This is a genomic window from Tateyamaria sp. 7Alg 36 (genome assembly GCF_059882455.1).
On record NZ_CM187613.1, the window covers coordinates 1207207 to 1226779 of the forward strand.

General features: G+C 61.0%; 20 protein-coding genes. 11 read left to right on the plus strand and 9 right to left on the minus strand.

The annotated features are described in order from the left end of the window. The first annotated feature begins 23 nt into the window (after positions 1 to 23). On the plus strand, positions 24 to 770 hold the full coding sequence (locus AC6GQJ_RS05830) for a hypothetical protein (RefSeq protein ID WP_500772684.1): 747 nt from the start codon (positions 24 to 26) through the stop codon (positions 768 to 770). On the opposite strand, the gene AC6GQJ_RS05835 is transcribed toward AC6GQJ_RS05830, so the two are convergent. Then, positions 764 to 2719, minus strand: a complete 1956-nt coding sequence (locus tag AC6GQJ_RS05835) for a 4Fe-4S binding protein (protein ID WP_500772686.1) — start codon at positions 2717 to 2719, stop codon at positions 764 to 766. The two genes, AC6GQJ_RS05830 and AC6GQJ_RS05835, sit on opposite strands and share 7 nt — an antisense overlap. 297 nt (positions 2720 to 3016) lie before the next feature. On the opposite strand from AC6GQJ_RS05835, the gene AC6GQJ_RS05840 reads away from it, so the two are divergent. The 8 genes from AC6GQJ_RS05840 to AC6GQJ_RS05875 all read left to right on the plus strand — a co-directional run bounded on the left by AC6GQJ_RS05840 (position 3017) and on the right by AC6GQJ_RS05875 (position 10174). Then, a complete protein-coding gene (locus AC6GQJ_RS05840; RefSeq protein ID WP_500772688.1) occupies positions 3017 to 3583 on the plus strand; it encodes a DUF3305 domain-containing protein in 567 nt (188 codons plus the stop codon). Continuing rightward, a complete protein-coding gene (locus tag AC6GQJ_RS05845) occupies positions 3580 to 4200 on the plus strand; it encodes a DUF3306 domain-containing protein (RefSeq protein WP_500772690.1) in 621 nt (206 codons plus the stop codon). The genes AC6GQJ_RS05840 and AC6GQJ_RS05845 overlap by 4 nt, the downstream gene beginning before the upstream one ends. Next, on the plus strand, positions 4197 to 4805 hold the full coding sequence (locus tag AC6GQJ_RS05850) for a TorD/DmsD family molecular chaperone (protein ID WP_500772691.1): 609 nt from the start codon (positions 4197 to 4199) through the stop codon (positions 4803 to 4805). Before AC6GQJ_RS05845 ends, AC6GQJ_RS05850 begins: the two co-directional genes overlap by 4 nt. A gap of 58 nt (positions 4806 to 4863) precedes the next feature. Then, positions 4864 to 5052, plus strand: a complete 189-nt coding sequence (locus AC6GQJ_RS05855; RefSeq protein ID WP_500772693.1) for a twin-arginine translocation pathway signal protein — start codon at positions 4864 to 4866, stop codon at positions 5050 to 5052. A gap of 98 nt (positions 5053 to 5150) precedes the next feature. Beyond that, positions 5151 to 8153, plus strand: a complete 3003-nt coding sequence (locus tag AC6GQJ_RS05860; RefSeq protein ID WP_500772695.1) for a formate dehydrogenase subunit alpha — start codon at positions 5151 to 5153, stop codon at positions 8151 to 8153. A 13-nt stretch (positions 8154 to 8166) separates the two neighbouring features. Continuing rightward, positions 8167 to 8760 carry a formate dehydrogenase FDH3 subunit beta gene (gene fdh3B / locus AC6GQJ_RS05865; RefSeq protein ID WP_500772697.1) on the plus strand — a complete coding sequence of 198 codons (594 nt, stop codon included), beginning with the start codon at positions 8167 to 8169 and terminating at the stop codon, positions 8758 to 8760. Positions 8761 to 8840: 80 nt separating this feature from the next. Beyond that, entirely contained in the window at positions 8841 to 10046 is a 1206-nt protein-coding gene (locus AC6GQJ_RS05870) for a formate dehydrogenase subunit gamma (RefSeq protein ID WP_500772699.1), read from the plus strand. Continuing rightward, positions 10043 to 10174, plus strand: coding sequence for a hypothetical protein (locus tag AC6GQJ_RS05875; RefSeq protein WP_500772701.1), 132 nt, complete (start codon positions 10043 to 10045; stop codon positions 10172 to 10174). Before AC6GQJ_RS05870 ends, AC6GQJ_RS05875 begins: the two co-directional genes overlap by 4 nt. A 12-nt stretch (positions 10175 to 10186) precedes the next feature. Here AC6GQJ_RS05875 and AC6GQJ_RS05880 read toward each other — a convergent pair whose 3' ends face one another. The 8 genes from AC6GQJ_RS05880 to AC6GQJ_RS05915 form a co-directional block, all read right to left on the minus strand. Beyond that, complete coding sequence (locus tag AC6GQJ_RS05880) at positions 10187 to 11887, minus strand: SulP family inorganic anion transporter (protein WP_500772703.1); 1701 nt, start codon at positions 11885 to 11887, stop codon at positions 10187 to 10189. A gap of 75 nt (positions 11888 to 11962) precedes the next feature. Next, positions 11963 to 13636, minus strand: a complete 1674-nt coding sequence (locus AC6GQJ_RS05885; protein WP_500772705.1) for a bifunctional protein tyrosine phosphatase family protein/NAD(P)/FAD-dependent oxidoreductase — start codon at positions 13634 to 13636, stop codon at positions 11963 to 11965. Positions 13637 to 13652: 16 nt separating this feature from the next. Continuing rightward, the gene (locus AC6GQJ_RS05890; RefSeq protein ID WP_500772707.1) at positions 13653 to 14534 is read right to left on the minus strand and encodes an MBL fold metallo-hydrolase; all 882 of its coding nucleotides are present in this window, start codon (positions 14532 to 14534) and stop codon (positions 13653 to 13655) included. Positions 14535 to 14559: 25 nt separating this feature from the next. Further along, positions 14560 to 14997 carry a DUF6691 family protein gene (locus AC6GQJ_RS05895; RefSeq protein WP_500772710.1) on the minus strand — a complete coding sequence of 146 codons (438 nt, stop codon included), beginning with the start codon at positions 14995 to 14997 and terminating at the stop codon, positions 14560 to 14562. 3 nt (positions 14998 to 15000) lie between these two features. Next, positions 15001 to 15432, minus strand: coding sequence for a YeeE/YedE family protein (locus tag AC6GQJ_RS05900; protein ID WP_500773821.1), 432 nt, complete (start codon positions 15430 to 15432; stop codon positions 15001 to 15003). 2 nt (positions 15433 to 15434) lie between these two features. Continuing rightward, entirely contained in the window at positions 15435 to 15647 is a 213-nt protein-coding gene (locus AC6GQJ_RS05905; RefSeq protein WP_500772712.1) for a YgaP family membrane protein, read from the minus strand. Between the two features lie 86 nt (positions 15648 to 15733). Further along, positions 15734 to 16405, minus strand: a complete 672-nt coding sequence (locus AC6GQJ_RS05910; protein ID WP_500772714.1) for a Crp/Fnr family transcriptional regulator — start codon at positions 16403 to 16405, stop codon at positions 15734 to 15736. Further along, a complete protein-coding gene (locus AC6GQJ_RS05915; RefSeq protein ID WP_500772716.1) occupies positions 16402 to 16866 on the minus strand; it encodes an RrF2 family transcriptional regulator in 465 nt (154 codons plus the stop codon). Before AC6GQJ_RS05915 ends, AC6GQJ_RS05910 begins: the two co-directional genes overlap by 4 nt. 273 nt (positions 16867 to 17139) lie before the next feature. Here AC6GQJ_RS05915 and AC6GQJ_RS05920 point away from each other — a divergent pair, with 273 nt between their 5' ends. Beyond that, entirely contained in the window at positions 17140 to 18549 is a 1410-nt protein-coding gene (locus tag AC6GQJ_RS05920) for a cytochrome ubiquinol oxidase subunit I (protein WP_500772718.1), read from the plus strand. Between the two features lie 11 nt (positions 18550 to 18560). Beyond that, on the plus strand, positions 18561 to 19562 hold the full coding sequence (gene cydB / locus AC6GQJ_RS05925) for a cytochrome d ubiquinol oxidase subunit II (RefSeq protein ID WP_500772720.1): 1002 nt from the start codon (positions 18561 to 18563) through the stop codon (positions 19560 to 19562). The last annotated feature ends 11 nt before the right edge of the window (positions 19563 to 19573 follow it).

Consider the following 19573-nt stretch of genomic DNA (forward strand, 5'->3'; position numbering starts at 1 on the left):
CACCCCGCCGCCTAGGCTGGGTCATGAGATATCGGGCTGTTGCTGTGAAATGCTTGATCTGGGTGTTGTGTTGCACCTTGCCCGTCGGCGCAAGTGCGGGCGCGCGGGACTTTACCCTGTCCGCCCCGCCGCAGATCGTCGAGACAGGTTTCCTGAAACACCTTTTGCCCCGTTTTTCGCTGAAACACGGGCTGCGTATCACGGTTGTCGATCAAGGCGGCAATGCGGTGATCGGCACCGAAGGTGTCGCGGTGTTCAGCGGGCTGGGGACGGTCTGGCACCTGTCCCATCAGGGCGGCGACGGTCCGGCGCTGTTTGCGGACTGGCTGACCTCGGACGTGGGCAAGCGCACCATCGCATCCTTCAAACCCGAGGGCGAGGCGCTGTTTGACGCCGAAATCGTCGTGCGCGCCGTCGTTGCCGAGGTTACGTTTGACGGTGACGCGGTACTGGGCGAGGCGCTGTCGTTGTATCATTGCGGGCGCTGCCATGTGGTCAATGACGCCAACCGGATGAAGGGAATGGGCCAGACGCCATCCTTTGCGCTGATGCGCACCTTCGAGGATTGGGAAAACCGCTTTGCCGGATTTTACGTTTTGAACCCGCATCCGAGTTTCAGTCAGGTCGAGGGGATCACCCCCCCGTTCAACGCCCATCTGCCGCCCGCCATCGTGCCCCTTGCGATCACGCAGGACGAGTTGGAGGACATTCTGGCCTTTGTGGCCACAATCGAGCCTGCCGATCTGGGCGCACCGCTGCAAAATCAGTGATCCTTGCGTTTTGACAGGTAGTCGTCCGTGGTGCGCGGACGCGGGCGTTCGCCACCGGCAAAGGGGTTGTTCTGCATGTGATACTGCGCGTTAACGCGGCAGTTGTCGCACATCTGGATCATCCGCGCCGCTTGCGGGTTTGCGAACATCGAATGATTGCCCGCCAGTTTCTCCATGATCTTTTCGACCGTAGATTTGACGCCGAACAGGCTGCCGCATTCCACGCAGGCAAAGGGTTCTTCCTCGTTCAGGACGGTTTGCAAAAGGGCCGCGTCGGTCAGATCCATCCGCGGCTCAAGTGTGATCGCCTGTTCGGGGCAGACATTGGCACACAGCCCGCATTGCAGGCAGGCATCTTCCTGAAAGCGCAGTTGCGGCATGTCGGGATTGTCCCCCAAGGCACCGCTTGGACACAGCGAGGCGCAGGCAAGGCACAGGGTGCAGGCATCCGTATCTACCAACACGGCACCGTATGGAGCGCCCTTGGGCAACGCGATCGTCTCGGTGTCGCTGTTCAGCGCCTTCGCGGACAGGCGCGCCACCTGACGACGGGTGCCAAGGGCAAGGATCGGATCGCTTTGCGCCTCAGCCACAGGCGCGGCGTCGAACAGATGATCGGACAGCGCATCGGGGTCGGCCATATCAAGCAGCGCAAAACCGTCCGCACCGCCAAGCGCCTTGGCCAGTTCCAGTTGCGGGTCCAGCGCATCACGCTCGGTTTTCGGGGCAAGCAACACCTCGACCCGCGCAAAGCCAGAGGCCCGTGCGGCCAGCATCTCGGCATGGCCGAAACCGGACAGCGCCGTCAGTTCCATCGGGATCACGTCCGCTGGCAGGCCGCGTCCGAACCGTGCGGCAAGGCGGATCATCTCCGCCCCGTGTTCATCGTGCACAAGCAGGCGCGGCGTACTGCCACCCGCACTGCGGTACGTGCTGGCCAGCGTGTTGATCCGGCGGAAGATATGATCGACCGACGGCGCGTCATAGCTGATCGCGCCAGAGGGGCAGACCGCCGAACAGGCCCCGCATCCGGCACAGACCAGCGGGTCGATTTCAACCGTTTCGCCCGCCGACAGGATCGCGCCCGTAGGGCAGACATTCAGACAGTTGGAACAGGCGGGCTTTTCCGCGCGCGAATGGGCGCAGAGCGAGGGTTCAAGCCGCACATAAAGCGGCTTTTCGAAGGTGCCGACCATCTGGCTGGCCTCGAAAATGGCCGCCGCCAAGGCGGGCTGGCTTTTGGGATCGGCGCGCAGATAGCCGTCGCGCTTGTGATCGGCAGGAAACAGCGGCGTGCCACCTGTGAGGTCCAGAATGATATCGCATTCGGACACCGCGCCATCCCGCGGCGGCGTCATCGCAGGCACCCCGCGCCCGCCCAACAGGCTGGTCTGGAACGCGTTGATCTTCAGCGTGAACCGCCCCAGCGTGCCGGTCGCACTATGCAAGTCGCCCACAACGGTGTCATAGCGGTCGTCCGGCACAATCTCGGACCCCGGTGCGCGCAGCACGGTCACGGCGAGTGTATCGCACAGCTTTTCCGCGGCAGCAGTCACGACGTCCCCGTCGCCAAGGATTAGGCATGTCCCTTCGGAGACCACATCCAGCGACTTCATTGCAGGTTGGGCCAGTTGCGCATCGGCAATCAGCGCCGCCATTTTCGCCGTGGCGGGGGCGCTGTCCGCGCTCCAGCCTGCGCGGTCGCGGATATCGACGAACAGCGGTTCGGGCGCGTCCATATCCTCGGCCAGATCGCCAAAGCGCGCGGCCTCTTGCTGGCAGGCAATGACCACATCACCAAGGGCCATCGCCTTGGCCGCCTGATCGAATTGTTCGGTGCAAAGGGCCGTCGCACAGCCCGCACAGGCCATGCCGGTTGCCGCGCTCAGGGCGTCTGCATCTACTTTTTGCGACCCAAGGCAGTCGCACACCAACAGCGTCTTCGTCATGCGCGCTTGTCCTTCCTGTTTCTAGGGATCGCAGCGTAGCTAGTCAGGAATCGTAGCCACAGTAAACCGTAAAAGGCGTGATTCTGGCCCCCTTCCGTGCGCGGATGCAGAATGTTGCACCGTATAACAATGCAGGGTTGTGCACGGCAAAGTGCGCGCATGGCCTGTTTTTCAACGCCCTGCCCGATGCCGCACTGCAGCATAAGAACATTTCGCAACCCACTGTAAATATTTGTCTTTCGTAAAGCGGCGTTTTGTAAGAAACTTAGAACCAGTGTAATTCACTTGGGGCATCGATTGACTCGCGAATATCCAAACTCGCAAACCCTACCGCTTGGCGTTGTCGTCAGGCGCAGCCCCGGCGTGACCCGCTGGGCGCGCCACGCGTGGACTGTGTCCGCCGTGTTGCCGGGTGCGCAGGATGCCGAGTGGAAAGAGTTGCGGACCGAGGGCGATGTCACCGAATTCCATGCCGCCACGCTGCCGCTGACCATTTATGTGTCGGATGCCGAGGCCTATGCGCACGAGTTGCAGGCGCGCACCCCTTCTGTCTACGTCGTGCTGCGTCCCAATGCGCTGAATGCCGAACGGCCATGGACCGTCGCGCTGGTCACTGCCTCGCCCTATGAGGCGCAGGATTACTGCGACTCGGCCGAGGAACTGGTCGAGAAAGTACCGATGTCCGACGGCCTGCTTGCGTGGGTCGCGGAGTATGTGGACACCCATTACGAAGAAGAGGCGTTCGTGAAACGCCGCCGCAACAAACAACGTATCGACAAGGTCGAGGATGGTATCGGTGATCCGCGTATCCGCCAGACCAGCGATGTGTACCGCGCGCCCCGCCGCAAGGTGGTGACGTCATGAGTGCGCCAACATCCCTGTGGTCGCGCCGCCGCGCTGCCGTCGCCGCCGAAGAAGCGGCAGAGGCCAAGGCCGCACAAGAGGCCGAGATCGCCGCGCAGCAGGCTGAACTGGCCGAAAAGCCCGACGAGGTCATCCTTGAGGAACTCGGCCTGCCCGATCCCGACACATTGGTACAAGGCGACGATTTCACCGCCTTCATGGCAAAGGCCGTACCTGCACACCTGCGCAAGCGCGCTCTGCGGACCCTGTGGCGGAGCAATCCTGTGCTGGCCTGTGTCGACGGGCTGAACGATTACGACGACGACTATCTGACCGGCAGCTACAATCAGGCCCCGATCAAAACGTCCTATCAGGTTGGCAAAGGCATGATGGCGCATCTGGTCGAAATGGACCGCCAAGCCAAGGCGCTGCTGGAACCGTCCGAAGAGGATGAGGCCGCTGCACCGCAAGAAGATGTCGCTGTTGCCGAGGCCGAAACGGCAGAGGCGCTGGCCCCTCTAGACGCGCCCTCTGCCCCCGATATGGACACTGCAACAGAAGCTGAAACCGAGGTCGAGCCGGAACACATTCCCGCGCCGCGCCGTATGCAATTCCGATTTGAAGAGGACGTGGCATGACCATGACCGCCCCCACAAGCGGGATCAGCGAAGAGGACCGCCTGCGCGCGGACCTGTATAACTATCTCGGGCTGATGCTGGTTGCGCCGCCCGACCAGATGCTGCTGGAGCAGACGGCTGCGCTGACCGGCGATGACACGCCGCTGGGTGAAGCAATCAAGGGGCTAGCCCGTGTCGCTGCCGTGACCAAGCCCAAGACTGTGCGCACCGAATATAACGCGCTGTTCATCGGGCTGGGCCGTGGCGAGTTGATGCCTTACGCCAGCTACTACCTTACAGGGTTCCTGAACGAAAAGCCGCTGGCCAACCTGCGCGCCACCATGGCCAAGTTCGGCATGACCCGCGCCGACGATGTGTTCGAACCCGAAGACAACATCGCCTCGTTGATGGAGATGATGGCGGGCATGATTGTTGGCCGCTTTGGCCGCATTGCCACGATCGGCGAACAGTCCACATTCTTTAACGCCCATATCGGTACATGGGCGTCGCACTATTTTACCGACCTTCAAGCTGCCAAGTCATCAGTTCTCTATGCGTCCGTTGGCGCGGTCGGGGCGGCATTCATGGATATTGAACGCGAAGCATTTCGCATGATGGCAAACTGACGGGTTTGCGCAACACCGGCGGGGATGCCCGCCGCATAACAGGAAGGGGAGACATCCCATGAGCAACGAAAAAGAAGGCGCAAGCCGCCGCGATTTTCTGAAACTGGCCGGTACTGCCGCACCTGCCGTGGCTGTGGCCGCAGCGACCGGTGCCACATCGGCAGAGGCCGCGACGCCGGACCTGTCCTCGCAAACGATGCAAGACACCGCACACACCCGCGCCTATCTCGAAAGCACCCGCTTCTAAATTTGCAAAACGTCCGCCCTCGTGACGCCTAGACACGGACCGCAACGGGCAAAGACAACATTTCACCTCCGGCACGCGCTGGAAAAGGGAGGAAGACCATGCTGAGAAAAAAAACCAACACGGTGTCACGCCGCGCAAACCGCACAGCGGTTCCCGTGACCACCGGCAAGACCACGATTGACCGGCGCGGATTTCTGCGCGGCTCGGGCCTTGCCATCGGCGGGCTGACCGCGATTGCCGCATCCGGCGGCACAGTAACCCAAGCCGTGGCGCAAACTGCCGCGACACGCGAAGTCGAAACAATCAAATCGGTCTGCACGCACTGCTCGGTCGGCTGTACGGTTATTGCCGAAGTCGACAACGGTGTGTGGACAGGTCAGGAACCCGGTTGGGACAGCCCGTTCAACCTTGGCGGCTATTGCGCCAAAGGTGCATCGGTACGCGAGCACGCCCACGGCGAACGCCGCCTGAAATACCCGATGAAAAAGCAGAACGGCGAATGGGTCCGCATCAGCTGGGACGAGGCGATCAACGAGATCGGCGACCAGATGAACACCATCCGTGACGAAAGCGGACCGGATTCGGTCTACTGGCTCGGCTCGGCCAAGCATAACAACGAACAGGCCTACCTGTTCCGAAAGTTTGCCGCCTATTGGGGCACAAACAACGTCGACCACCAGGCGCGTATCTGTCACTCGACCACCGTTGCCGGTGTGGCGAACACATGGGGCTACGGCGCCATGACCAACAGCTACAACGACATCCACAAGTCCAAGGCGATCTTCCTGATCGGCGGCAACCCTGCCGAAGCGCACCCTGTTTCGCTGCTCCATATCCTCAAGGCCAAAGAGCAGAACAACGCGCCACTGATCGTCTGTGACCCTCGCTTTACCCGTACCGCCGCACATGCGGACGAATATGTCCGCTTCCGTCCCGGTTCGGACGTGGCGCTGGTCTGGGGTATCCTGTGGCACATCTTCGAGAACAGCTGGGAAGACAAGGAATTCATCCGCACCCGCGTTTGGGGCATGGACGAAATCCGCACCGAAGTCGCCAAGTGGACCCCCGAAGAGGTCGAGCGCGTCACCGGCACACCCGGTGCGCAGCTTGAGCGCGTTGCGCGCACATTGGCCAACAACCGCCCCGGCACCGTGATCTGGTGCATGGGTGGCACGCAGCACACCAACGGCAACAACAATACGCGTGCGTATTGCATCCTGCAGCTGGCCCTTGGCAACATGGGCACCGCAGGCGGCGGCACCAACATCTTCCGCGGCCACGACAACGTACAAGGCGCAACCGACCTTGGCGTTCTGGCCGACACGCTGCCTGGCTATTACGGCCTGTCGGCAGGTTCGTGGGCCCACTGGGCGCGCGTCTGGGAAGAAGACCTTGAATTCCTCAAGGGTCGCTTCAGCCCCGAAACCGTGGGTGACACCCCCATGATGAACCTGACCGGTATTCCGGTCAGCCGCTGGATTGACGGTGTGCTTGAGGAGAAAGAAAACCTCGACCAGCCCGACAACACCCGCGCCATGGTTCTGTGGGGCCACGCGCCAAACAGCCAGACCCGTCAGAAGGAGATGAAGACGGCGATGGAGAAACTGGACCTGCTGGTGGTGGTTGACCCCTATCCGACAGTGACAGCCGTGTTGCAGGACCGTGAAGACGGCGTTTACCTGCTGCCCGCCTGTACCCAGTTCGAAACACGCGGTTCTGTCACAGCGTCCAACCGGTCGCTGCAATGGCGCGATCAAGTCGTCGAGCCGCTGTTTGAATCGCTGCCCGACCACACGATCATCGCGAAGTTCGCTGAAAAGTTCGGTTTCCACGACAAGATTTTCCGCAACATCGCGATTGATGAAGGCGGAGAGCCAAACGTCGAGGACATCACACGCGAATTCAACCGCGGCATGTGGACCATCGGCTATACCGGTCAGAGCCCAGAGCGTCTCAAGATGCACATGGCCAACCAGCACACGTTCGACCGCACCACGCTGCGCGCGAATGGTGGTCCGGCTGATGGCGACTTCTACGGCATGCCATGGCCTTGCTGGGGCACGCCCGAGATGAACCACCCGGGCACGGCGAACCTCTATGATATGTCGATGCCAGTGGCAGATGGTGGCCTTACCTTCCGCGCCCGTTTCGGGGTGGAGCGTAACGGTGACAACCTGCTGGCCGAGGGTGTCTTTACCCCCGGGTCCGAGATCGAGGACGGTTACCCCGAGTTCACCATGCAGATGCTGCGTGATCTGGGTTGGGACAGCGACCTGACGGACGAAGAACTGAGCGCGATCAACCGCGTTGCAGGCTTCCCTGACGGTGCGCCGACAAACGAACCTGCGGACGATTCCGGCGCGGGCAGCAACGAAGAAGTGGGCGAAACATCCCAGACCGGCGAAATCGAAAGCGACTACCAGCAGAAGTCCGGTGGCGTGAACTGGAAGACCGACCTTTCGGGCGGTATCCAGCGGGTCGCGATTGCCCATGGCTGTGCCCCGTTCGGCAACGCCAAGGCGCGGGCCGTGGTCTGGACCTTCCCCGATCCGGTACCTTTGCACCGTGAACCCCTGTATTCGAACCGTCGCGATCTTGTCGAAGATTACCCGACCTACGAAGACAAGAAGTTCTGGCGCGTGCCGACCATGTACTCCTCCATTCAGGAAAACGATTTCTCGGAAGAGTACCCGATCATCCTCACCTCGGGCCGCTTGGTCGAATATGAAGGTGGTGGTGACGAAACACGGTCGAACCCATGGCTCGCGGAACTCCAGCAGGACATGTTCGTCGAAATCAACACGCGGGACGCCAACAACCTTGGTGTGCGTGACGGCGCGCAGGTCTGGGTCGAAGGCCCAGAAGGCGGCAAGGTCAAGGTAAAGGCCATGATCACCGAGCGGGTCGGCGAAGGCGTTGCCTTCATGCCGTTCCACTTTGGTGGCCACCTCGAAGGGGTGGACCTGCGGGACAAGTACCCAGAAGGGGCCGATCCGTATGTCTTGGGCGAAAGCACCAACACTGCACAAACCTACGGCTATGACAGCGTAACCCAGATGCAAGAGACCAAAGCGACTCTTTGCAAAATCTGGACAGCATAAGGGAGATTGAGAGATGGCAAGAGCAAAGTTTCTCGTAGACGCTGAACGCTGCATCGAATGCAACGCCTGCGTAACAGCGTGTAAAAACGAACATGAAGTGCCTTGGGGCATCAACCGCCGCAAGGTTGTCACCATCAACGACGGCTCGCCTGGCGAGCGGTCGATCTCGGTGGCGTGTATGCACTGTTCGGACGCGCCCTGTATGGCCGTGTGCCCGACCGACTGTTTCTACCAGACAGCGGACGGTGTGGTTCTGCACTCCAAAGACCTGTGCATCGGCTGCGGCTATTGCTTTTACGCGTGCCCGTTCGGTGCGCCGCAATACCCGCAGGCCGGCAACTTCGGTTCGCGCGGCAAGATGGACAAATGTACTTTCTGCGCCGGTGGCCCAGAAGAGAACAACTCCACCGCCGAGTTCGCCAAGTACGGCCGCAACCGGATCGCGGAAGGCAAACTGCCGATCTGCGCCGAGATGTGTTCGACAAAGGCCCTGCTGGCAGGTGACGGCGACGTCGTTTCCGGCATCTACCGCGAGCGTGTCGTCGCACGTGGCTTCGGGTCCGGCGCATGGGGCTGGGGAACAGCGTATGAGCAAAAAGGCGGCTAACCCCCCCTTTTTGAAATCTATAAAAAGGGGCGGCCTTTCGCGGGGTCGCCCCTATTTGATCCGACTGAAAGGATGCTTTGATGCACCGGATTTTCGCCGCTTTTGTGATTTGTCTCTCTCTTGCCGCCGGTGCCATGGCCCAAGAGGGGCCCAGCGTTCCGCCTGAAACCAGCACTGTGGGCACCAATCCGGCTGTCTCGACGCTGGATGACATCCTGCGCCGCCAAGAAGGGCTGAAAGCCAACGAAGAGGATCGCGCAGGCGAGATCGGCAACCCCGACGCCGCGCGACCGTCCAACAGCCAGTTGGGCACTTTGGGCGGGGCGTCTGATTCCGACCTGTGGCGCGCCTTCCGCTTTGGCGAGGCCGACATTACCACCCAATCGCGCAGCCCTGCGGCCACGACCCTGATACAGGATGGCGGCATGTGGTGGCTGGATTACCGCCGTGGCACGCTGCAAACTATCGCGGTTTACCTGCTGGGCGGTACGCTGCTGGCGCTGGCGCTGTTCTACCTGATCCGCGGGCGCATCCGCATTGACGGCGAAAAGACAGGCCGCACCATTCTGCGCTTCAAGGCGATTGAACGTTTTGGCCACTGGCTGCTGGCGTCGTCCTTTGTGGTGCTGGGCATTACCGGCCTGATTTCCCTGTTCGGGCGCACCGTGCTGATCCCCGCCTTCGGTCACGAGGCGTTCTCGACCCTCGCCATCGGCAGCAAGTGGGTGCACAACAACATCTCTTGGGCGTTCATCATCGCGCTGGTGTTCGTGTTCATCGCATGGGTCGGGCACAACATTCCCAACCGCACCGACCTGAAATGGATGATGAAAGCGGGCGGACTGCTGGGCCATGGCCACCCGCCTGCCAAGAAGTTCAACGCAGGTCAGAAGATGATCTTCTGGGCGGTGATCATTCTGGGCGGGTCCATCGCGGCCTCTGGTGTTGCACTGCTGTTCCCCTTCGAATTCCCGATGTTCGGTCACACGTTCTCGGTGCTGAACGGCTGGGGCGTGCCGGGATGGTTCGGGTTTGATCCCCTGCCCTATCCGCTGGAGCCGCAGGAAGAGATGCAATACGCCCAGTTGTGGCACGCGCTGGTCAGTCTTGTGCTGACGGCCATCATCTTTGCCCACATCTATCTCGGCTCCATCGGGATGGAAGGCGCGTTCGATGCCATGGGCAAGGGCGATGTGGAATTGCAGTGGGCGCGTGAACACCACAGCCTGTGGGTTGATGAAGTCATGTCCGAACAGAACACAGCAGAGAAAGGGCGCACATCATGAAGGCGTTTCTGTTTGCCCTCATCGCGGCGGCGGTCATCACCGTCGGCGCCAACCAGATCCTGATCAACAGCGGCTTTTCTTCCGCGAATATGGGATCTTCGGAAAACGTGCGCCTGCCGCACGACTAAGCCACGCTAGGCTCAGGCGATCACCGCCTGAGCCGCCTCGAACTGGGACAGATAGACGTTTCCGGTCAACTCTTTCAGAAAATGCTGATCCGCCAACTTGTCCATCACGGGGCCTTTGACCTCGGACAGGTGCAGTTTGACGTCCATTTCTCGCAAACGGTCGTTGATTGCCTCAAGGGATTCCAGCGCGCTGAAATCAATCTCGTTAATGGCAGAGCATTGCAGGATCACATGGCGCACCGCGCTGTCCCCCGCCACACGGTTCTGGATACAGTCCTCAAGAAAACGCGCATTCGCAAAGAACAGGCTTTCGTCCACGCGTAAGGTGATGACGCGCGGGTCGGTGATGACCTTGTGGCGCAGCACGTTGCGGAAATGCTCGGTCCCCGGCACTTGACCGACCTCGGCGATATGCGGCTTGGACGACTTATAAAGGTGCAGCAGGATCGACACGCCCACGCCCACCGACACGCCCGCCTCGACCCCTGCGGCCAGCGTTACAAGGATGGTGCCCAGAACGGCGGCAAAGTCGGCCTTGGAATAGGCCCAGCTGCGTTTCAGGATTGAAAAGTCCACAAGGCTGAGGACCGCGACAATGATCGTGGCGGCAAGCGTGGCCTTGGGCAAGAAATAGATCAACGGCGTCAGCGCAACGGCGGCGATGGCCAACCCGACGGCGGTAAAGGCCCCTGCCGCCGGTGTTTCGGCCCCTGCGTCGAAGTTCACGACCGAGCGCGAAAAGCCCCCCGTGACCGGAAAACCGCCAGTAAAAGCCGCGCCTATATTGGCCGCGCCAAGGCCGATGAGTTCCTGATCGGGGTCGATGCGCTGGCGTTTCTTGGCCGCGAGGGTCTGCGCGACCGAGATCGATTCCACAAAACCGATGACCGAGATCAAAAAAGCGGGGACCACCAGTTGCCCCAGCAGGTCAAGCGACAGCGACGGCAGGGTAAAGGGTGGCAGGCTTTGCGGCACAGCACCCACGATACGCACACCGCCCGCGTCCAGACCAAAGGCCCAAACGGCCCATGTGGTCACGACAACAACCGCCACCGGCCCCGTCTTTACCAGTACCCCCACCAGCCCCGACCCAAGGCCCAGCCGCGTCAACACGGGCTTCAGCCCCTTGCGTACCCAGAACAGAAAGGCGGTCGCGGCAACGCCGATCACGGCGGTGGCGATGTCGGTTTGCGAGGCGTTGCGGGCCAAGGATGTCACAAGCTCAAGCAGGGTGTGCCCCGACGCGTCGATGCCGAGGATATGCTTGAGCTGGCTGGCGGCAATGATGATCCCTGAGGCGGTGATGAACCCCGCAATCACCGGATGGGACAGGAAAGTCGCCACAAAACCGAGGCGGAAAATCCCCATACCCAGCAACATCACCCCCGACAGTCCCGCCAGCGACAGCGCCGCGACGCCATAGCCCATCGTGCCCTGTTCAACGATATCCGACAGTGCCGCCGCCGTCATCAGGGACACCACCGCCACCGGCCCGACCGCCAGTGCGCGGCTGGTGCCGAACACGGTGTACAGAAGGATCGGCACGATGGATGCATACAGCCCCGCCTCCGCAGGCAGCCCCGCCAGCAGCGCATAGGCCAGCGATTGCGGGATCAGCATGATCGTCACGATCAGCGCCGCCATCAGGTCGCCGGGCAGGTCAGAGCGGGAATAGCTCCGCCCCCATGTGAGAATGGGCAGATAGCGCGTCATAAGGGAACTCTCGGGCCTGTAGGGAAAGGACCGCCGCGCCTGTATCCTTGGCGCGGCTGTCGGGGTATTGCAGGGTCAGCTGGCCGTGATCTTTTCGGGCTTGGCCATCCATTCACGCCCCCTAAGCATCCCTTTCCAATAGACCGGCGGTAGCATCTTTTCCTTCAGGAACCACGCAGCGCGGGTGGGTTTGGTGCCATCCAGCAGCATCTTGGGGAAACTGGGCAATAAGGCCCCGCCATAGCCGAATTCGGCCAGCACGATCTTGCCACGTTCGACCGTCAGGGGGCACGAGCCATAGCCGTTATATTGCGCCGTGGCCGATCCGCCGCCCATGTCCGCCACTATGTTTTCGGCCACAACAGGGGCCTGTATGCGCGCGGCGGCGGCGGTCTTGGCATTGGGGGCATTCATCACATCGCCCAGCGACCAGACGTTCTCATAGGTCTTGTGCCGCAACATGGCCTGATCCACGTCCACCCATCCGGCGGTATCCGCCAAGGGCGAGACGCGGATGAAGTCCGGCGCGCTTTGGGGTGGGCAGACATGCATCATGTCGAATTCCATCTCGACCCTTTCGACCGGCATGTCGGGCTTGGCCACATCGAACCATGCCTTTTTTGCAGGACCGTCCACCGCAACAAGATTGTGAAAGAAGTTCAGCGTGGCGTCGTATTTTTTAACGTAGTCCATGAGCGCAGGCACATAGTCCTTCACCCCGAACAGCACGCCACCGGCGTTGTTGAACTGGATGTCGATGTTGCTCAGAACACCGCGCCGGTGCCATGCGTCACCAGACAGATACATCGCCTTTTGCGGCGCGCCCGCGCATTTGATGGGCATCGGCGGCTGGGTGAAAACGGCTCGCCCCTGCTTCATGCTCTGGACGAGGTTCCATGTATAAGACGCTAGGTCATAACGATAATTCGACGTTACGCCGTTTTGCCCCAACGTATCGACCAGCCCCTCGACCTTGGTCCAGTCAAGCTTCAGCCCCGGACAGACCACAAGCCGCGTGTAGGTCACAACGCGGCACCCGTCGAGGATGACGGCGTTGTTCTCTGGCTCGAATGCGGCGACGGCGGACTTGATCCAGGTGACCCCGTTGGGGATCAGCGACCCCATCGTGCGGACGGTGTCTTGGGCGTCAAAGATGCCGCCGCCCACCATTGTCCAACCGGGCTGGTAATAGTGGACATCCGCCGGATCAATAACCGCGATCTGAATGCCGGATGTGCGCGACCGCAGGCTGGAGGCGACGGCGATGCCAGCGGCCCCGCCCCCCACGATCACCACGTCAAAGGACGCATCCCCCTTGTCCGTCGGCGTCTTGCCCCCGTTGGCGATGCGGCGCACCACCCCTGCCATGTCATAGCCTGCGGCTTTCGTCGTGCTCAGGATATCGGCGAGGCTGCGCTGGCCCGCTTGGGCCAGTGACCACAACGTGGCCGAGCGTGTGCCGGTGCGGCAATAGGCCAGCACCGGACCGGGCAATTCGGTCAGCGTCGTGCCAAAGGCCTCTGCCTCTTGATCCGCGACCTTGCCCGCCACAATAGGCAGATAGGCGGCGGTGATCCCTTCGGCCTTGGCGGCGGCGGCGACCTCTTGGAAGCTCGGCTGGTCGGCGCCTTCGCCATCGGGGCGATTGCAGATGATGCCGCGGAAACCGGCGGCCTTGACCGCCTTCATATCCGCAGGCGTGATCTGGGCACTGACCGACAACTGGTCCGTTAGCTTTTTGATATCCATCACAGTTCTTTCCGGTTCACAGACCGTTCACCGGCACTTTGAGCATGGGCCTGCCATCCTTGTCCGTCGGCACATGGCCTGCGCGCATGTTCACCTGAAGCGACGGGATGATCAGCTTGGGCATGGCCAGTTGCGCGTCCCGTTCGGTGCGGAACTTGATGAAATCCTCGCGGGTTTTGCCGCCGCCTACGTGGATGTTTTCGGCCTTCTGTTCGGCTACGGTGGTTTCCCACTGAATGGCGCGCCCGTTGGGTCCGTAATCGTGGCACATGAACAGGCGGGTTTCGTCCGGCAGGCTCAGCACCTTTTGAATGCTGTCATAGAGTTCGCCTGCATCCCCGCCCGGAAAATCCGCGCGGGCCGATCCGCCATCCGGCATGAACAGCGTGTCCCCCGCAAAGGCCGCGTCGCCCAAAACATGCACCATGCAGGCAGGCGTATGGCCCGGCGTGAACATGGCAAAGCCCTGCATGTTGCCCACCATGTAGGTGTCGCCATCCTTGAAAAGGGCGTCGAATTGCGACCCGTCGCGCTGGAACTCGGTGCCTTCGTTAAAGACTTTGCCAAAAGTTTCCTGCACCACCATGATCTTTTCGCCGACGCCAACCTTGCCGCCCAGCACCTGCTGGATGTAGGGCGCCGCGCTCAGGTGATCAGCATGGACATGGGTTTCGATGATCCAGTCCAGCACCAGCCCGCGGTCGCGAATTTCCGCGATCAGCGCGTCGGCATGGTCATAGGTGATGCGGCCAGCGGCGTAGTCGATGTCCATCACGCTGTCGATGATGGCGCAGTGGTTGGATGAGGGGTCTTTCACGATATAGGTGATCGTGTTCGTCGCCTCGTCAAAATGGGCCGAAACGTCGGGTTTGACGGACAAATCTACCGGATAGGTCATTGTGGTCTCTCCTTTGGTTCTAGGGTCACGCAGCGGGGGCGGATTTGCCCCGCAGCGCGGATTGTGCGGCTTTGGCGGCGATGATGCCTGCGATCAGGGCCGCAACAAAGATGAAAACATCCGTGACACCAGTGCCAAGCGCAGGCAGCGCCCCGCCGGGGCAGAAGCCCGCAATGCCCCAGCCGACGCCGAACAGGGCCGAACCACCAATCAGGGGCAGGTCCAGATCACGGCGCGTGGGCAATTGGAAGCTGTCGGCCAATGCAGGGGCCGGACGGCCCAGAACGATGCGGTAGCCGACAAAGGTCACGATCAGCGCACCGCCCATTACGAAGGCAAGGCTTGGATCCCATGTGCCTGCAACGTCAAAGAAGTTCAGCACTTTGGCAGGGTTGGCCATGCCAGACAGGGCGATACCGACGCCAAAAATCAGGCCGATGAGGTAAGAGACGAGAAGGCGCATGGATTACACTCCGATCACGTGGCGGATGACAAAGACGGTGATGCCCGTGGTCGCCATAAAGGTAAGGGTGGCCACGATGGATCGCGGCGACAGGCGGGCGTTGCCACACACCCCGTGGCCCGAGGTACAGCCCGATCCGAACGTCACGCCGATTCCGACGATAAAGCCGCCGATCACCAGCATTGGCGTCGTGACAGGTACCTGAACGGCGGGAAATTGCCCTGTAAGCGCAAGGATCACGAGCGGCCCACTGATCATGCCCGCGACCACAGCCGCGCGCCACGACCAGTCTGACAGGCTGGTCGGGGTCACTACGCCGGCCAGAATGCCGGTCGCGCCCATGATCCGACCCAATGTGGCCATCAGCAACACAGCGGCCAGCCCGATCAGAGCCCCGCCACCCAGCGATTGAAACGGTGTGAACGCTGTTTCCATCATCACAACCGGCACGTCTGGATACCGAGGACACGATAGAGCGGGCAGAACCTCATTGCCGACGTCACGATCAGGATAAAGCCCGCGATGATCGAGATCGCGACCGCCAAAGTGCTGTCATACATGGCAAAACCGCTGAAGAACGGCGCGGCCAGCAACACGATGCCCAGTATTAGTCGAAAGGCGCGGTCGATGGTTCCAACATTCGCAGTCATCTCGATGTCTCCTTCTAAAGATACATCAGAGATAGCGCTTTGCCCCCGACTCGTCAGTGACATAGTCACCAAACATTCAAGAATTTCTATTTATCGTGGCTGGCAAGGGTCGACAGCTGTGTGCGGTCCAGCAATTCCACCCTGCCCCGCGACTGCGCGATCCAGCCGCGGCGTTGGAATTCCTGCAACTGGCGGGACACGACTTCGCGCGCGGTGCCGAGTTCGACCGACAGTTTCTGATGTGTTGTTTCGACGATGTCTTGGCCCTGCGACAGCGTGATCAGCTTGTTGGCAAGGCGCACGTCCATGCGTTGGAACGCGACCTCGTCGATCATGCGGAACAGGTCGGTGATCCGCTTGGAAAAGGCCGCGAGGACAAAGTCGCGGAAGGGTTTCGACGTGGCGACAAGTTCGTCGAACACATCGCGAGGTACTGCGGCGGCCCGCACGGCGGTTTCTGCGATGCCCGTGGCAGCATAGTCCTCATAGGCCAGAAGGCATGCCGTGGTTAGGACGCAACTTTGCCCAGCCTCGATCCGGTACAGCACAATCTCGTGCCCTGTGTCCGATACCTGTTGCACCCGCACCGTGCCGTCCAGCAGGAACAGCATATTTTCAGGCGACTTTCCCGGACCAAACAACGTGGTGCCCTTGGGCAGGCTTACATCATCGCTGCGGTCCACCAGAAGGCGCTTGGTGGGCGCGTCCAGCCGCGACAGCCCCGGAAAGCGTTCAACCCATGCGTCCTGTTGTGTCATGGCGCGGCCCTGCCTGTGTCATTGGTTTCTAGTGGCGCGATCCGGTCCAGTAACTGGCCGCGATTGGCGGCGATATCGGCAATGGTCAGGTCATCCAGCACTGCCATAAAGGCGGCCGTCGCTTCTTGGAGCTTGCGCGACAACACGCAGATGCCGATCAATGGGCAGGTATTCTTGTCGGGGTCAAAGCATTCCACCACGTCCAGCGGCCCTTCGGTCACGCGCACGACCTCGCCTACGACAATCTCTTCGGCGGGACGGGCAAGGCGAAAGCCGCCGCTGCGCCCGCGCACGGTCTCAAGATAGCCCGCTTTGCCCAGTTGGTGCACGATTTTCATGATATGCGGGCGGGACAGGTCGTGAATTTTGGCAACGTCGTCGATCCGCACAAGGCCCGGCGCTTTGAGCGCGGCAAGTTGAAGCGAGCGCATCGCGTAGTTGGTATAGCTGGTCAGTTTCACGGGTGCATCCTGTTGTCGCAGTCAAAAGATATATCTCAAGTATTGCTTTTGTAAAGCCGCCGATCTAAGAGCGATTAAGGCATGCAGTCGTGGCTTTTACGCCTTTCGGGGTCAAAAATGACGCACTTGATGCAGGAAAATATGATCTATCTCATCTACCAACAGCGGCAGATACATTTGCGCCCAGGGTGGCACAGTATGGTCCGTATCCGCCGCACAGGACGAACACACCCGATCTGATCGGGGATTTCGCAATCGACAAGAGGCATCACAATGTTGGACGGCTTCACCGCAGAGACACTGGCACGCGTACAATTTGCGTTCACCGTGTCCTTTCACATCATCTTTCCCGCGTTTTCAATCGGGCTGGCCAGCTATCTGGCAGTTCTGAACGCGCTGTACCTGCGCACGCGGGATGAAACCTATTTGACCCTGTTCGGCTACTGGAAAAAGATCTTCGCGGTGGCCTTCGGTATGGGCGTCGTGTCGGGGATCGTGATGTCGTACCAGTTCGGCACCAACTGGTCCGTGTTCTCGGACAAGACAGGGCCAGTGCTTGGGCCGCTTATGGCGTACGAGGTATTGTCGGCCTTCTTCCTTGAGGCGGGGTTCCTTGGCATCATGCTGTTCGGGCGCGAACGTGTGGGTGAAAAGCTGCATATGTTCGCCACAGCGATGGTGGCCTTTGGCACGCTGATGTCGGCCACGTGGATCCTGTCGGTGAACAGCTGGATGCAGACCCCTGCCGGTTATTCCATTAACGAGCTTGGCCAGTTCGTTCCCGAGGATTGGTGGCAAATCGTATTCAACCCGTCCTTCCCCTACCGCCTGACGCATATGGTGCTGGCGGCCTACCTGACCACCGCACTGGTTGTGGGGGGGGCGGGCGCGCTGCACTTGCTGCGCGATACGGACGACAAACCTGCGCGGCGCATGTTCTCGATGGCGATGTGGATGCTGATCGTTGTGGCGCCCTTGCAGATCGCTGCGGGCGACTTTCACGGCATCAACACGCTGGAACACCAGCCTGCCAAAGTAATGGCGATGGAGGGGCACTATGACAGCCACCCCGACGGCGCGCCGCTGATCCTGTTCGGCATCCCGAATCCGGACAAAAAGCGCATTGATTACGCGCTTGAGATTCCGAAACTGTCGAGCCTGATCCTGAAACACGACCTGGACGCGCCGCTGGATGGTCTGGACACCATTCCCGACGACGAGGAACCGCCTGTGGCCATCGTGTTCTGGAGCTTCCGCGTGATGGTCGGCCTTGGCTTTGCGATGCTGGGTCTGGGTACGTGGGCCGCTTGGCGGCGCTATCGCGGGCGCCTCTATGACTCGCCGATGCTGCACCGTGCGGCGCTGGTGATGGGGCCGATGGGCTTTGTCGCGGTGCTGGCGGGGTGGATCACCACCGAGGTCGGGCGCCAGCCCTTTACCGTTTACGGGCTGCTGCGCACCTCGGACAGTCTTGCGCCCGTGGCCGCCCCTGCTGTGGCAACGTCGCTGATCGCTTTTATCGTAGTCTACTTCTTTGTCTTCGGCGCTGGCACGTTCTACCTGCTGCGCATGATGGGCAAGACACCGTCCGCCATGGACAAGAGCCTGCGCGATGGCCCGATCCGCACAGCGGGCATCACACCCGCTGCGCAATCCAAACCCGACGCCATTCCAGGCGAATAAGGAGCACTGATATGTTTGAACTCTCCTTCATCTGGGCTGGCATTATCGCCTTTGCCGTCCTGACATACGTTATCCTTGACGGGTTCGATCTGGGTGTGGGTATCCTGTTTCCGTCCGCCGATGACGAACGGGAAAAGGCGACGATGATGAACTCCATCGCGCCGATCTGGGACGGGAACGAGACATGGCTGGTGCTGGGCGGCGGCGGATTGTTTGCCGTCTTCCCGCTGGCCTATGCCGTTGTCATGCCCGCGCTGTATATGCCGATGATCCTGATGCTTCTGGCGCTGATCTTTCGCGGTGTGGCCTTTGAATACCGCTGGCGGACCGAGCGGTGGAAGCATGTTTGGGACATCGCCTTTTTCGCGGGGTCGGTCGTGGCCGCATTTATGCAGGGCATCGCCCTTGGCGCGCTTGTGCAGGGCATCAAGGTTGCGGACCGCGCCTATGCGGGCGGCTGGTGGGACTGGCTGAGCGTGTTTTCCATCCTGACGGGTCTGGCGGTCGTGGTGGGCTATGCGCTGCTGGGCGCGACATGGTTGATCATGAAGACCGAAGGCCGTTTGCAGCGCAAGATGCAGGGCTATGCGTGGTGGCTGGGGGCTGGCACGCTGGGCTTTATCGGCATCGTCAGTATCCTGACCCCGTTTCAGGACGCGGTCTATTTCGAACGCTGGTTTGCCCTGCCGGGTGTATTGTTGAGCGTTGCAATGCCTGCGGCGGTGGCGGCTTGTGCGTGGTTGCTGTTCACAGGGCTGAACGCGGGCAAAGATGCGCAGCCGTTCCTGTCGTCGCTCACCCTGTTCGTGCTGTGCTTTATCGGGATCGGGATCAGCTTTTATCCGAACATCGTCCCGCCCAGCCTGACGATTGAAGAAGCCGCCGCGCCGGACGCCAGCCTGTGGTTCGCGCTGGTCGGTACCGTGGTCCTGATCCCGATGATCTTGGGCTACACCGCCTATGCCTATTGGGTGTTCCGCGGCAAGATCGACCCCGAAGAAGGCTATCACTGATCTTGCCGAAA